Source organism: Devosia ureilytica (assembly GCF_024273195.1).
Lineage (GTDB): Bacteria > Pseudomonadota > Alphaproteobacteria > Rhizobiales > Devosiaceae > Devosia > Devosia ureilytica.
The window spans coordinates 550,378-565,474 of sequence record NZ_JAMZCU010000002.1; the positions used below are offsets into that span (position 1 = coordinate 550,378).

Genomic DNA, 15,097 nt, shown 5'->3' on the forward strand with positions numbered 1-15,097 from the left:
GGACCAGTACAATGCACAAGAAAGACATGGGACTGGCGGTCCTGATCATCGTGGTGGGCGCCATTGTCTATCTGCGCAATCCGCTATTTCTCTCACCCATCAACCTGGGCAATACCGCCAACCTGATCGGCCTGTTCGGCCTCTTCGCCATCGGCCAGGGCTTTGTCATCATGACGGGCGGGATCGACCTCTCCGTCGGTTCGATGATCGCTCTGCTGGGGGTGATTTTTGTCGATCTGGTCGGTCGGCTGGGCGTCCCCTGGCCGCTGGCCATGGCCATCACGGTCCTTGTGGGCACGTTGATGGGCCTGGCCCATGGCTTGCTGATCACCAAACTGAAGATGCAGCCCTTCGTGGTCACGCTTTGCGGCCTATTGATCTATCGCGGCGTGGCCAGAGGCTATACCGGCGAGGCAACGGCGGGGTTCCCGTTCGGGGCCAGCTATCCCGAACTGGAATGGCTGACCATTGGCCGCTCCTTCGGCATTCCCCATTCCTTCTACGCCATGATCATCATCGGGGTGATCTGCTGGTTCGTGCTGCATCGCTCGGTTTACGGGCGCCATCTTCAAGCCGTCGGCAAAAATGAAGATGCGGCGCGTTATTCCGGGGTGCGGACGGGTCTGGTCATCACCTCGGCCTATGTCATCTGCGCCGTGCTGACATCGATTGCCGCGGTCTATTTCGCTATGTTCACCCGGTCGGTGCAGCCGTCTTCCCACGGCAATTTCTATGAGCTTTACGCCATTGCCGCTGCGGTTCTGGGCGGCTTCTCGCTGCGCGGTGGCGAGGGTTCGATCATCGGCGTCATCCTGGGCGCCGTGCTGCTGCAGCAACTGCAGAACCTGGTGAACCTGCTCGGCATTCCCTCGTCCCTCAACTTCGCGGTCATGGGCGGTGTCATCCTGGTGGGCGTCCTGGCCGACCAGCAGTTTAGCCGTTACCGCCAGCAACGCCGCGCCGCCCGGGCCCTTGATGCATTGGACAAGGAAGCCGCCACCCCTGGCTGACACACCATTGGCGCCGGGCTTGTTGCAATCCGCATGACGTCAGCGCTCGCCTATTTCATCACCGGCATCTGGAACTCGGCGCCGTCCTTGATGCCGCTGGGCCAGCGGGCCGTCACCGTCTTGGTGCGGGTCCAGAACTTGATGGCGTCGGTGCCGTGCTGGTTGAGGTCGCCAAAGGCACTGGCTTTCCAGCCGCCGAAGCTGTGATAGGCCAGCGGCACCGGCACGGGCACATTGATCCCCACCATGCCCACATTGACCCGTGCCGCAAAATCGCGCGCCGCGTCGCCATCGCGGGTAAAGATCGCGGTGCCATTGCCATAGGGATTGTCCATTGTCAGCCTGAGCGCGTCTTCGTAAGTCTTGCTGCGCACCACGCTCAGCACCGGACCGAAGATTTCCTCCTTGTAGATGTCCATGTCGGTGGTCACATGGTCGAACAGCGACGGCCCGACGAAATAGCCATTCTCATAGCCCTGCAACGAGAAGGCGCGACCATCGACGGCCAGCGTGGCGCCCTGGGCAATGCCGGATTCGACCAGCGCCGCGATGCGGTCCTTGGAGGCCCTGGTGATGACAGGGCCCATTTCGCTTGCCTTGTCCGTGGCCGGACCCACCTTGAGCTTTTCAATGCGCGGCTTGAGCGCCGCAACGATGCGGTCCGCCGTTTCCTCGCCCACCGGAACCGCCACCGACACGGCCATGCAACGCTCGCCAGCCGAGCCATAGCCAGCGCCCATCAGGGCGTCGGCGGCCTTGTCCATGTCGGCGTCCGGCATGATGATCATGTGGTTCTTGGCGCCGCCGAAGGCCTGCACGCGCTTCCCCTCGCTGGCGGCCGTGGCATAGACATAGCGGGCAATCGGGGTGGAGCCGACAAAGCTCACGGCGCTGATCTGGTCGTGATGCAGGATGCCATCGACGACCGCCTTGCCGCCGTGCAGTACGTTGAGAATGCCCCTGGGCAGGCCGGCCTCGATAGCCAGTTGCGCCAGACGCATCGGCACGGAGGGATCGCGCTCGGATGGCTTGAGGATAAAGGCATTCCCGGCAGCAATGGCAGGCGACAGCATCCAGAGGGGGATCATCGCTGGGAAATTGAACGGCGTGATGCCGGCGCCAATACCAACCGGCTGGCGCATGGAATACATATCGATGCCCGGTCCGGCTCCGTCGGTAAACTCGCCCTTGAGCAAATGCGGCGCACCGGCGACGAACTCGGCCACTTCCAGCCCGCGCAGGATATCGCCCTTGCTGTCTTCCACCGTCTTGCCGTGCTCGGCGCTCAGCAATTCGGCCAGGTCCTGCATGTCGCGATTGATCAGCGCCACGAAGTTGAAGAACACACGGGCGCGGCGCTGCGGATTGGTCGCGGCCCACTTTGGCTGGGCGGCGGCAGCGGCGGCTACGGCGGCGTCGAGGTCCGCCTCGGTCGCCAGCGCCACGCGTGCCTGAACCTCGCCGGTGGCGGGATTGAATACATCCTGAAATTCGGCGCTGTTGCCGGTGGTTTCGACGCCGTCGATGAAATGGCCGATGGTGCGCATGAGGGTCTCCCGTGTTCGGGGAACACTCTGCGCGTGCACAATTGTCATAACTACACGATTGTTTTCGCATCTGTTGTGCAGATATTATAGTGCCATGAATTGGGACGACGTTCGCATCTTTCTAGCCATTGCCCGGAGTGGGCAGATCTTGGGCGCGGCCAGGGCCTTGCGGCTCAACCATGCCACGGTCGCGCGCCGATTGACGGCTCTGGAGGAGGCGCTTGGCAGCAAGCTCTTTGTGCGCAAGACCAATGGTTCGGACCTGTCCGGGGCAGGCGAGCGGTTCCTGATCCATGCCGAAGCGATGGAAAGCGCCATGCTGGCGGCGCGCGAGGCCGCAGGTGCAAACGCCGCGGTGGACGGTACCGTGCGGGTCGGGGCGCCGGATGGCTTCGGTGTCGCTTTCCTGGCGCCAAGGCTGGGTGAACTCGCCGAGCGCCATCCGGGACTGCGCCTGGAACTGGTCCCTGTTCCCCGGGCGTTCTCGCTGTCCCGCCGCGAAGCCGATATTGCGGTAACGCTTGAACGGCCGCGCGAGGGGCGTCTGGTCGCGCGCAAGCTTACCGACTATTCGCTGGGGCTTTATGCCTCTCGGGGCTACCTCGACCGGCACGGCACGCCCAAATCTCTCGATGATCTGCGCGACCACAGGCTGGTTGGCTATGTCCAGGACCTGCTCTACACCGCTTCACTCGACTACACCGGCGAGTTTCTCGATGGCTGGCGTTCCGGCATCGCCGTCTCTTCGGCAATGGGACAGACGGAGGCTGTGCGGTCCGGCGCCGGGATCGGAATTCTGCACGCATTCATGGCTCGGACCGACAGTGATCTGGTTTCGGTGCTTCCCGAGCAGCAATTGGTCCGGTCGTATTGGACAGTCCTGCACGAGGACCTTCGCAATATCCGGCGCGTAACACTGGTCTCTGAATTTCTCACAGAGATTGTCACCCGGGATCGCGCGATCTTCGGGTGACAGCAGCCGTTCATCCGGCTTGAGTGGGTCCGGCACACCCGTCCCAATGACGACTGCCACCTGATCTGAAATATATTTCAGTACTAAGTTTTTATTGCATTGTTGTTGACTCTGCTCGGCATGACTGTTTGTATCCAGTCGTTGCGATAAAAATCGCTACATGAAATTTCTTGCGACGGGACATGAGCCGTAAGGCCGGCCTGGGCGTGGAGGGATGAGGAGGAAACACATGAAGACCATCGGATTGACCGGGGCAGCTGCCTCGGTGTTGATGAGCCTGGCCCTGGCACCCGTCGGCGCAGCTGCGCAGGAGGGGTTTACCTGTGCACCGGGCGAAACCTACATCATGAACGTCATGGTATCGGCGCATCCCTATTGGGTGCCCGTTTATCAGGGCTTCAAGCAGGCCGCCGAGGCCATGGGCTGCGAGACCGTGTTCTCGGGCACGCCGGACTATGACATTACCAAGCAGATCGCCTCGTTCGAGCAGGATCTGGTCAAGAACCCGGCGGGCATCCTGTTGCACCCCATGCAGTCGGACCCGTTCATCGAGCCCATCAATCGCGCGATCGACGGCGGCGTCTCCGTCACCACGTTTGCCGCTGACTCGCCAAAATCCAAGCGCACCGCCTACATCACGTCGGACAACCTGGCCGAGGCCAAGTTCGCTGCCGAGGAAATCGTGGCCCAGGTCGGTGACTCGGCTCAATACGCCGTGCTCGAAAATCCCGGCCAGTCGAACCACGACCTGCGGGTGACCGCGCTGATCGACTATATGGAAGCCAATTTTCCCAATATGGAGCTGGTTGGTCGCCAGGCCACCAATCAGGACAGCAACGCGGCCTATCGGGCGACCGCGTCGATCCTGCAGGCCAATCCCGAGCTGGCGGCGCTCTGGATCCCGGAAGCCGGTTCCGCCGAGGGTGCCGTCACGGCCGTGCTGGAAGCCAATGCCGACGTGCTGATCATGCATGCGGACGTGACGCCGACCACGCTTGAGCACATCCGGGCCGGCAATATTCACATGGCGCTCAATCCCAACCAGGGCGTGCAGGGCTTCATGGGTTTCATGGTCACCTTCATGGGCGCCCATCCCGAATTGTTCGACCCGTTCAACGACTACAAGGTGTCGGGCTACAACCCCATGCAGGTGCCCTTCGTCGATAATGGCTTTGCGGTCATCACCAAGGAGAATGCCGACTCCTTCGACCTCAATGTCTACATGGAAGGCCGCGATCCCAACTAGCGTTCCAACCACGCGTGCCGCGTCGCCCGAGGTGGTGCGGCACGTCCAGTATTTTTCAAAACAAGGTCAGCGGACATGTCGGCGGACGCGGCAGAAATCCCGATTCTCAAGATCACCGGTCTGGTCAAATCCTTCGGGCCCATCCGCGCCCTCAGGGGAGTGGACTTCGAGTTGCGACGTGGAGAAATTCACGCGCTGGCCGGGGAAAACGGTGCCGGAAAGTCGACACTGATGAACGTCATTGATGGCATTCTTCAGCCCGACAGCGGTGAGATCGCACTTGATGGACAGCGTGTCACCATCAAGTCCCCGGCCATGGCGCAGAAATTGGGCATTGGTTTCGTCCACCAGGAAATTGCGCTGTGCCCCGATGTCACCGTGGCTGAAAACATCTTCATGGCGGCTACCAATTCCAGCCGAGCCCTGTTGATGAACTATGCAGCGCAAAGGGCCAGGGCGGCAGAAATCCTCAAGCGGCTCGGGAACATCAACCCCGCCGCCATGGTGCGTAGCCTGTCGATCTCCCAGCAGCAATTGGTCGAGATCGCCAAGGCCCTGACACTGGATTGCCGGGTGCTGATCCTGGACGAACCAACGGCGGCACTTACCGAACGTGAGGCCAAGGTGCTGTTCGAGATCATGCACAAGCTGGCCGCCCAGGGCCTGTCGATTATCTACATCACCCATCGCATGGCGGAGATCTTCGACAATTGCGACCGGGTGACCGTGTTCCGCGACGGGCAATACATCACCACCATGGCCGTGGCCGAAACCACGCCTGGGGCCGTGGTCAGCGCCATGGTCGGGCGGGTGATCGACGATCTCTATCCGCCCAAGCAACGGCAGGAAGACCGGTCCGATGAAATCATCCTCGAAGTCCGTGGCCTGACCGAGGCGCGGCGTTTCCGGGACATTTCTCTGGCCCTGCGCAAGGGCGAAATCCTGGGTCTTGCCGGATTGATCGGCGCCGGCCGTAGCGAAATCGTCAAGGGCATCTGCCGTCTGGAGGGCGAAGTCAGCGGCGAGGTGCGGCTGATGGGACAAGCGCTGGCCCTGAACCATTACGGCGACAGTATCGCGGCTGGACTGGTCTATCTCTCCGAGGACCGCAAGGGAGATGGGCTCTTTCTCGATATGTCGATCGCCTCCAATGTGTCGGCTCTGTCCTTGCGCCAGGTGGCCAGCGCTGCGGGGATTATTGACGAGGGTCGGGAGGCAGCCCAGGCGCAGCGCCTGGGCGCACGGCTCAATCTCAAATATGGCGATATCGGCCAGCCGGCATCCTCCCTTTCGGGCGGCAATCAGCAGAAGGTGGCGATTGCCAAAATGCTCTCGGTCAATCCCAAGGTGATCTTCCTCGACGAGCCGACGCGTGGCGTCGATGTCGGTGCCAAGGCAGAGATCCATCGCATTCTGCGGGACCTGGCGAATAGGGCCGTGGGCGTGGTCGTCATCTCTTCCGAACTCCCCGAACTGATCGGCGTCTGCGACCGGGTTCTGGTGGTGCGCGAGGGACGGATTGTCGGCGAAGTAACTGAAAATGACATGACCGAGGACCGGATTATCTATCTGGCGTCCGTCGGCAATGACCAGCAGGTGGCGTGATGACCAAAAGATCCCTGGCGGCGGCTGAGCTGCCGCCCCAGACACAAGGTGGCGCGGCCAATGGCCTGCTGAGCACGGCCGGCAGGGCGCTGCGCATGCGCGAAACCGGGCTGGTCCTGATCATCCTGGCGCTTTTCATCGCCATGTCGTTCGCCTCGCCCTACTTCCTGACCTGGACCAATATGCGGGCCATGGCCATGGCCTTTGCCGTCGAAGGCATTGTGGTGGTGGGCATGACCATCCTTCTGATCTCGGGCGGCATCGATCTCTCGGTCGGTTCGGTGACAGCCCTGGCCATGGTGATTGCGGGACTGCTGTTTCTCAACGGCGTTGATCCCTGGATCGCCTCGGGCATCGCCATTGCCGCCTGCACCGCCATCGGCGCCACAATGGGCTTCTTTGTCACGCGGGTGGGCCTGCACCATTTCATCGTGTCCCTCGCGATAATGGTGATAGCGCGCGGGCTGTGTCTTCTGGGCACCGGCGGGCGGCCCCTTGGTCTTTACGAGTTGCCCAACAGCTTCAAGTTCATCGGCCAGGGCGCCATCGGCGTTGTTCCGGTGGTGCTGATCATCTTCGTCGTGGTCGTTGTGGCCTTCGATTTCATGCTGCGGCGCACCACCATGTTCCGCAAGGTCTTCTACACCGGCTCCAATCCCAAGGCAGCCGCCTATTCGGGCATCCAGACCAAACAGGTTGTCTTCCTCACCACCACATTGTGTTCGGCGCTGTGCGGCATTGCCGGCATCATCTACATGGCCCGCTTCGGCTCGGCCCAGCCCACCTTTGGCATTGGCATGGAACTCAATGTCATCGCTGCAGCCGTGATCGGCGGGGCCAGCCTGTCAGGCGGGACCGGAACGGTCTTTGGCGCCATCCTGGGCACCATCCTGCTCTCGGTCGTGTCCAGCTCGCTCGCCCTGCTCGACGTCTCCGTCTACTGGCAGGACATCATCCGCGGCTCGATCCTGCTTGGGGCCGTGACCATCGACCATTACCTCAACAAGAGGCGCGGCTAGTTCGGGGCAACCCGGGCGATGCCATGAGCATATCCATGACCGACAAAAAAGACGACTTCGAAGCCATCCGCCAGATCTACACAGTGCTGATGCTGCACTTCATGGACGGGCTGACTCAGCAGGCAATTGCCACCCAGCTCAACCTGTCCACCTCCAAGGTGAACCGGCTGATCACCCAGGGACGCAAGCTGGGCATGGTGAGGATCGACATCGAAAGCCCGTTCCAACGGCTCGTTGATCTTGAGCAGCGCCTGATGGACGGTGCCCGCCTGGCCAGCGCCGTGGTCACGCCGACCGTGCCGGGCAGCGCTGAATCCACGCTCCAGCAAGTGGGGCGCGCCGCCGCCAACCAATTGCTCGAGACCCTTCGGGATGGCGACGTTATTGCCATCACGGGCGGCAAGGCCGTCAGCGCCATCGTGGACAACCTGCAACCCGAACGCAGCTTCGACATCACAGTGGTGCCGCTCACCGGCGGCGTTCAGGGCAAGTTTTATACCGACGTCAATCACCTGGCGACGCAGCTGGCTGACCGGTTGGGCGGCAAGGCAATGCTGTTGCACGCTCCACTGTTTGCTGAAAGCCAGGAGCAACGCGACATGCTCATGGACATGGCCTCCACCAGGGGGGTGTTCGATCTGGCGCGTCAAGCAACGGTGGCATTGGTCGGCATTGGCTCGATCCGCACACCGGGTTCCAGCTACTACGATCTGCACCCCATCTCGGCTGCCGACCGCGACGCCCTGTTCAGCCAGGGGGTCAGCGGTGAAATGATGGCACACCTCATCCACGCCGATGGCAGTGTTGCCGACTGTCCGCTCAATTCGCGCCTGGTGGCGCTCGACCCGGCCGAATTGCTCCGCTGCCAGCGCGTCATCGGCGTCGCTGCCGGTACCGAAAAGGTACTGCCCATCCAGGCGGCTCTCAATGGGCGTTTTCTCAAGTCCCTGGTTGCCGACGAAGTGACCGTCGCAGCCGTGCTCAGCGCCATGGAAAGCAAACAGAATGTTGCATGATGTGCTGACACGCGAGATTGGCCATTCGCGCATCATGGCCTCCGCTGTCGGTCTGGGCACCTGGGCCATTGGCGGCTGGATGTGGGGCGGCACCGACGAAGCCGCGTCCGTCCGCGCCATCGAGGCCTCCATAGATGCCGGCATCTCGCTCATCGATACGGCCCCGGCCTACGGTTTGGGGCGCAGCGAGGAACTGGTGGGGCAGGCCATTTCGGGCAAGCGTGACAAGGTGGTGATTGCCACCAAATGCGGCCTCAATTGGCACAGCGGCAAGGGCAATCACTTCTTCGAGGAAGCCGGCATGCCGGTGCACCGCTATCTCGGCGCCGATGGCATTGCCTACGAGGTCGAGCAAAGCCTGAAACGTCTCGGCACCGATTACATCGATCTCTATATCACCCACTGGCAGGACCCCACGACCCCCCTTGCCGAAACGGTGGACGCGCTGTTGCGCCTCAAGCAGCAGGGCAAGATCCGCGCTATTGGCGCCAGCAATGCCTCGCCCGAGAACCTGACCGCATATCTCGCCACCGGGCAACTCGACGCCATCCAGGAGCGCTATTCCATGCTCGATCGGGGCATTGCGCAAACGCTCCTGCCCCAGACCATGCCATCGGACGTTGCGACGCTGAGCTATTCCTCGCTGGCGCTTGGCTTGCTCACGGGCAAGGTGTCTGCAACCCGCGTGTTCGAGGGCGATGACCAGCGGGCCGCCGATCCGCGGTTCTCGCCCGAGAACCGGCAACACGCGGCCGATTTTGCCTCGGCGCTTGCGCCGCTCGCCGATCAGCATGGCGCCAGCGTGGCCCAATTGGTTATCGCCTGGACCCTGCAACAGCCCGGAATCACCTTCGCCCTTTGCGGTGCGCGCGATCCCGAACAGGCGCGCGACAATGCCAGGGCCGCCCGTATTCGTCTTGGGCCATCAGACCTTGCCCAAATCGAGGCTGCCCGCGTCACCCATCTTGCCGCCATTCCATGACCCGCCAATCCACCATAGAGCAGATCAAGGCCCGACCTGACCCGGCCGTGCTGGTCATCGGTGGCGGGATCAACGGAATATCGGTCTTCCGCGAACTCGCACTCAACGGCGTGGATGTGGTGCTGGCCGAAAAGGCCGACTATTGCTCGGGCGCCAGCAGCGCGCTGTCGCGCATGGTGCATGGCGGGCTGCGCTACCTGGAAAACGGCGAATTCAAGCTAGTGCGCGAGAGCCTGCTTGAGCGTGACCTGCTCCTGGCCAACGCTCCTCATTATGTGCGCCCCTTGCCCACCACCGTGCCAATCTTTGGTGTGTTCTCCGGCCTGACCAGCGGCGCCCTGCGTTTCCTGCGATTGTCCCGACGGCAGGGCCGGCGCGGTGCGGTGCTGATCAAGCTTGGCCTAAGTCTTTACGATCTCTTTACGGCCGGGCGCCGCGCCTTGCCCCGGCATGCCTTCCATGGCCGGTCGCGGACGAAAAAGCTGTTTCCGGCGCTCAATCCCGGCGCTCGCGCTTCGGCGACCTATTATGACGCCTGGGTCAGCCGCCCCGAACGGCTGGCGCTCGAAATGCTGGCCGAGGGCGTCGCTGCCGGCGGGCTTGCGCTCAATCATGCCTCGGTCTGCTCGGACGGTTCTGGCCTGGTGCTGAACAATGCGCTCGAGGGCGACCAATTTTCAGTCCGGCCCCGCCTGGTCATCAACGCCACTGGCGGCTGGATCGATCTCACCAATGCCGCCATCGCCGTCAAGGCACCGCGCCTGATTGGCGGAACCATGGGCTCTCACCTGATCGTCGACAATGCTGCGCTGTACCGCGCTCTGGATGGTCAGATGATCTACTACGAAAATGAGGACGGGCGCATCTGCGTGGTCTTTCCCTATCTGGGCAAAGTCCTGGTCGGCTCAACCGATGAACGCATCGACGACCCGGACGCGGCCATCGCCAGTCCCGCCGAGCAGGATTACATCCTCGCATCGCTCTCGGTGATCTTTCCCAGCATCATCATCGCGCCCGAGGAGATCGTGTTTCGCTTTGCCGGCGTTCGTCCGCTCCCCGCCAGCGCGGCAGCCGTAACGGGCCGGATTCCGCGCGACCATTTCTGCGAAGTGATCGAGGGCGATCCCCCGGTGCTGTGCATGATCGGCGGCAAGTGGACAACCTTTCGGTCTTTTGGCGCATTGGCGGCCGATACGGCCATGGAACGGCTTTGCGTGTCCCGCACCGTTGATACCAAAGACCTGCCCATTGGCGGCGGTCGCAACTATCCCAAGGACCCGGCGCGCTGGGTCACGAATCTGGCCGCTGCCACTGGCGTGTCAGAGAAGCGGGCCGCCACATTGCTCGAGCGCTATGGCACCAGCGCCGCCGATCTGGCGCAGGTCTTTGGGGACGCGGCCGACATTGCCGGTCATTCGGTGGCCGAACTGAACCATCTGATTGCGCACGAACAGGTGGAAACTTTGGCCGACCTGCTGCTCCGCCGCACCACCATTGCCATCACCGGCGCGCTGTCGCTCTCGATCATCGGTCGTAGTCTGGATCTGCTGGCCACCGCCAAGGGCTGGACGGAGGAGCGCCGTGCCATCGAGTTGCAAAACCTTCTCGACCTGCTGGCCACGCGCCACGGGCTGAGTGCCCAAACCCTAGCCCGCCGCGATCAGAGGACACCCGCATGAGCCAGAAATTCCGCTTTAACCGCCTGTTTGGCCAGGGCAAGTGTCTCGACGTCGCCATCGATCACGGCGTGTGCAACGAGCCAAGCTTTCTGGACGGGCTGGAAGACATGCCGGCAGTGGTTGAGGCGCTGGTCGAAGCGCGGCCCGACGCCATCCAGATGAATTACGGGCAGGCGGACCTGCTTCAGGCCATGCCTGGCAAGGACAAGCCGGCGCTCGTGATGCGCATCGACATGGGCAATCCCTATAACAAGCAGCGCCATCGTGCCATGTGGGCCGTATTGCAGAACGAGGCAGATCCGCTGATCGGCGCGTTGCAGATGGACGCTGCATGCGTCGTGGTGAACCTTTTCATGCTGCCCGACGAACCGGATTTGTTCAGGCAATGCGTGAGCAATATTGCCCGCGTGCGCGCCGATTGTGATCGCTACGGCATGCCGCTGATGGTCGAACCGCTCGTCATGCTCCCCAATTCCGAGCGGGGCGGTTACATGGTCGATGGCGATGCGGAAAAAATTGTCACCTTGACCCGGCTGGCCCGCGAAATGGGCGCCGACATCGTCAAGGCCGACCCGACCACCAATCCTGAAGACTTTCACCGCGTTATCGAGGCGGCGCGCTGCCCGGTGCTGGTGCGCGGGGGTGGCAAGGAGGACCTCCGGGCCGTCTTCGACAAGTCGGCAGCCCTGATGCACCAGGGTGCCATGGGCATGGTCTATGGACGCAATATCTACCAGCACGCCAATCCCGGCGCGGTGGTGCGCGGGCTGATGGCCCTCATCCATGACGGCGCCAGCGGTGCTGATGCCTGGGCAATCTACGAGCGAGGATAGAACATGGCCGATTATTTGCTGGGGTTGGATGCGGGCAACACCGTCATCAAGGCGGCCCTGTTTGATGCTGCCGACGGGCGGGAGCTGGCTGTGGTGGCGCAGGATGGTCATGCCAGCCTGCCCGCGCCGGGCCATGTCGAGCGCGATCTGGGTGAACTCTGGGCCAATGCCATTACGGTTATATCCGCCTGTATCACCAAGGCCGGTATTGACCCCATCAATATTCGGGCAATCGGTTGCGCCGGCCATGGTAATGGCCTTTACGCTCTGGATCGCGCCGGACAACCGCTGATCGGCATCCAGTCGCTCGATACACGGGCCGTCGATCTGGTTGGTGAGTGGGAGGCGGAAAAGCTGGGCGCGCGCACCTATCCAATCTGCCGCCAAGGCCCCTGGTCCGCCCAGACGCCGACCCTGCTCGCCTGGGTGAAACGGCATCGGCCCGATCTCTACGGCCAGATCGGAACGGTGTTACTGTGCAAGGACTTTGTTGTCGGGCAATTGACCGGCGCGCGCGTCAGTGAAACGACCGACATGTCTGGCTGCGGCCTGATCTCGGTCCCCGGGCGCGCCTATGATGCGGGCCTGTTGGAACACTACGGCCTGATGGACGCCAGGCCCATGCTGCCCGACCTGCTCGAAAGCGCCGATATTGCCGGTCACATCACCCCGAACGTTGCTGCCGCAACCGGGCTCAAGGCCGGAACGCCCGTTATCGCGGGCCTGTTCGATGTTGTGGCCAGTGCGCTGGGCTCCGGGGTCTCTGAAACCGGCCAGGCCTCGATCATTGCCGGCAGCTGGGGGATCAATCAGGTGGTGCTGGACCAGCCCATCGATCAGCCGCCAGTCTTCATGCAGTCCAGTTTCGACCGGACGCGGTGGCTGGCCATCGAATCGAGCGCGACCTCGGCGGCAAATCTGGAATGGCTGGTGCATCAATTCATGGCTGACGTGCCGGGCGACCGCTTCGGACTGGCGAGCGAGCTCGTCTCCACCGTCCAGGCATCGGATGATACCCCGATCTATCATCCTTTTCTCTATGGGGCGCAGCAGAACGGTCGTGCACGCGCCGGGTTTTATGGCATTGGCGGCTGGCATGGCCGCGCGCATATGCTGCGTGCCCTGTTTGAGGGCGTTGTCTTCGAGCACGCCCGCCATATCGACGTGCTGCGGCGGGCCGGGGCGCAGATTTCCTCGGCAACGCTCTCGGGTGGCGGATCGCGCAGCTCGATCTGGCCGCAGATATTTGCCGATGTTCTCGATGTGCCCGTGACTGTGGCGCGCAGCCGCGAAACCGGCGCCCTGGGCGCCGCCATTGCGGCAGGGGCCGGGGTCGGGCTCTTTGCCGACTATGCCGCCGGAACCAAGGCAATGACCGCGCCGGCGCGACACTACGACCCCCAGTCACACAACGCGCCGCACTATGCTGCGCGCCGGCAAATTTACACCGAACTGGCACAGGCGATGACGCCTCTATGGGCCAAGATGGGTCATTCATGACAGCGGATTTCGGCCAGTATGACTACATCATCGTGGGTGCCGGATCGGCTGGTTGCGTACTGGCCAATCGGCTGAGCCAGGACCCTCGCTATTCCGTGCTGCTGCTCGAAGCAGGGGGCAGTGACCGCTACCACTGGATCGATATCCCGATTGGCTACCTCTATTGCATGGGCAATCCCCGTACCGACTGGATGATGAAAACCGAGCCGGAAAAGGGCCTGAACGGCCGGGTTCTGCCCTATCCGCGAGGCAAGGTTCTGGGCGGCTGTTCTTCGATCAACGGGATGATCTATATGCGCGGCCAGGCCGCCGACTATGACGGCTGGCGCCAGCAGGGCAATGCCGGCTGGGGCTGGGAGGATGTGCTGCCGTGGTTCCTCAAATCCGAGGATCATCACGCGGGCGCCTCACAGGGACATGGCGCCGGCGGCGAATGGCGGGTGGAAAAGCAGCGCCTTTCCTGGCCGATTCTGGACGCCTTCCAGTCCGCCGCCGAGGAATTGGGCATTCCGCGCGTCGCCGATTTCAATGGCGGTGACAACCTCGGTTCAGGCTATTTCGAGGTCAACCAGCGCGGCGGTGTGCGTTGGAACACCGCAAAGGCCTTCCTTCGGCCCGCGATGGGCAGGCCCAATCTGCGTGTCGTGACAGGAGCGGAGGCCGAAAGCCTCATCCTCGACGCGCGCAAGGTGACCGGGGTCGCCTTCCGGCATCGCGGCCAGCATGTTGCCGCTCATGCCAGGGGCGAGGTGATCCTGGCGGCCGGTGCCGTCAACTCGCCAAAACTGCTCGAACTGTCCGGCATCGGCCGGCCTGACATATTGGCTGCGCTGGGCATCGCCGTGCAGCACCAGCTCGACGGCGTGGGCGAGAACCTGCAGGACCATTTGCAGATCCGCACCGTGTTCAAGGTGCGCAACACGCGCACCCTCAACAGCCGCTATCACAATCTCTTCACCCGGGCCGGCATGGGATTTGAATATGCACTGCGGCGCAGCGGCCCGCTCTCCATGGCGCCAAGTCAGCTCGGCATATTTGCCAAGTCCGATCCACGCATGGCCACGCCCGATCTGGAATACCACGTCCAGCCGCTCTCCACTGACCGCTTGGGCGAGCCGCTTCACAAATTCGACGCCGTCACGGTGTCGGTCTGCAACCTGCGGCCGCAAAGCAGGGGCACTATCCATATGGCAATTCCCGACGCCGGCTCGGCTCCGCTGATCAGGCCAAACTACCTATCCACCAGCGGTGATCGGGAGGTTGCCGCCAACTCCATCCGCCATGCCCGCAGCCTCATGCGCACCAGGGCAATCGCCCGCTACGAGCCCGAAGAAGTGCTGCCGGGAGCGCAATTTGCCAGCGATGGCGAATTGGCGACCAAGGCCGGTGATATAGCCACCACGATTTTCCATCCGGTGGGCACCTGCAAGATGGGGGCCGATCCCATGGCTGTTGTGAACAGCCAGCTGCAGGTCCACGGCCTGGCTGGCATCAGGATTGTCGATGCCTCGATCATGCCCACCATTGTCTCGGGCAATACCAATTCGCCGGTGATCATGATCGCCGAACGCGCCGCCGAGTTCATCCGCCAGGGGCGCTAGATTCGACCAGTGTGGGAGCCTCAAAGCTATTCCGAAGTGCCGGTGGCCAATCCATCCGGTTATCGCCGGGGGGGGGGGGGGGGGGG

The 15,097-nt window shown here is 62.7% G+C and carries 12 protein-coding genes; 11 read left to right on the top strand and 1 reads right to left on the bottom strand.

The window, feature by feature from the left end; all coding sequences use genetic code 11:
• Window positions 1-11 precede the first annotated feature (11 nt).
• Window positions 12-1,010, top strand: coding sequence for an ABC transporter permease (locus NIM87_RS06745; protein WP_254673867.1), 999 nt, complete (start codon window positions 12-14; stop codon window positions 1,008-1,010).
• A gap of 50 nt (window positions 1,011-1,060) precedes the next feature.
• On the opposite strand, the gene NIM87_RS06750 is transcribed toward NIM87_RS06745, so the two are convergent.
• The gene (locus NIM87_RS06750) at window positions 1,061-2,557 is read right to left on the bottom strand and encodes a CoA-acylating methylmalonate-semialdehyde dehydrogenase (protein WP_254673868.1); all 1,497 of its coding nucleotides are present in this window, start codon (window positions 2,555-2,557) and stop codon (window positions 1,061-1,063) included.
• Between the two features lie 94 nt (window positions 2,558-2,651).
• Between NIM87_RS06750 and NIM87_RS06755 the strand changes: the two genes are divergently transcribed.
• The 10 genes from NIM87_RS06755 (at window position 2,652) to NIM87_RS06800 (ending at window position 15,011) form a co-directional block, all read left to right on the top strand.
• Entirely contained in the window at window positions 2,652-3,530 is an 879-nt protein-coding gene (locus NIM87_RS06755; RefSeq protein ID WP_254673869.1) for a LysR family transcriptional regulator, read from the top strand.
• Window positions 3,531-3,759: 229 nt separating this feature from the next.
• Window positions 3,760-4,776, top strand: a complete 1,017-nt coding sequence (locus tag NIM87_RS06760; RefSeq protein ID WP_408640049.1) for a substrate-binding domain-containing protein — start codon at window positions 3,760-3,762, stop codon at window positions 4,774-4,776.
• 75 nt (window positions 4,777-4,851) lie between these two features.
• Window positions 4,852-6,381: a sugar ABC transporter ATP-binding protein gene (locus NIM87_RS06765; RefSeq protein ID WP_254673870.1), complete on the top strand. Its 1,530-nt coding sequence runs from the start codon at window positions 4,852-4,854 to the stop codon at window positions 6,379-6,381.
• A gap of 95 nt (window positions 6,382-6,476) precedes the next feature.
• A complete protein-coding gene (locus NIM87_RS06770) occupies window positions 6,477-7,400 on the top strand; it encodes an ABC transporter permease (protein ID WP_254674086.1) in 924 nt (307 codons plus the stop codon).
• Window positions 7,401-7,435: 35 nt separating this feature from the next.
• Window positions 7,436-8,416, top strand: a complete 981-nt coding sequence (locus tag NIM87_RS06775; RefSeq protein WP_254673871.1) for a sugar-binding transcriptional regulator — start codon at window positions 7,436-7,438, stop codon at window positions 8,414-8,416.
• Entirely contained in the window at window positions 8,406-9,398 is a 993-nt protein-coding gene (locus NIM87_RS06780; protein WP_254673872.1) for an aldo/keto reductase, read from the top strand. Before NIM87_RS06775 ends, NIM87_RS06780 begins: the two co-directional genes overlap by 11 nt.
• Complete coding sequence (locus tag NIM87_RS06785) at window positions 9,395-11,077, top strand: glycerol-3-phosphate dehydrogenase/oxidase (RefSeq protein ID WP_254673873.1); 1,683 nt, start codon at window positions 9,395-9,397, stop codon at window positions 11,075-11,077. The genes NIM87_RS06780 and NIM87_RS06785 overlap by 4 nt, the downstream gene beginning before the upstream one ends.
• Window positions 11,074-11,910, top strand: a complete 837-nt coding sequence (locus tag NIM87_RS06790; RefSeq protein WP_254673874.1) for a class I fructose-bisphosphate aldolase — start codon at window positions 11,074-11,076, stop codon at window positions 11,908-11,910. Before NIM87_RS06785 ends, NIM87_RS06790 begins: the two co-directional genes overlap by 4 nt.
• A gap of 3 nt (window positions 11,911-11,913) precedes the next feature.
• Window positions 11,914-13,410 carry an FGGY-family carbohydrate kinase gene (locus tag NIM87_RS06795; protein ID WP_254673875.1) on the top strand — a complete coding sequence of 499 codons (1,497 nt, stop codon included), beginning with the start codon at window positions 11,914-11,916 and terminating at the stop codon, window positions 13,408-13,410.
• Window positions 13,407-15,011, top strand: coding sequence for a GMC family oxidoreductase (locus NIM87_RS06800; protein WP_254673876.1), 1,605 nt, complete (start codon window positions 13,407-13,409; stop codon window positions 15,009-15,011). Before NIM87_RS06795 ends, NIM87_RS06800 begins: the two co-directional genes overlap by 4 nt.
• Window positions 15,012-15,097: the final 86 nt, after the last annotated feature.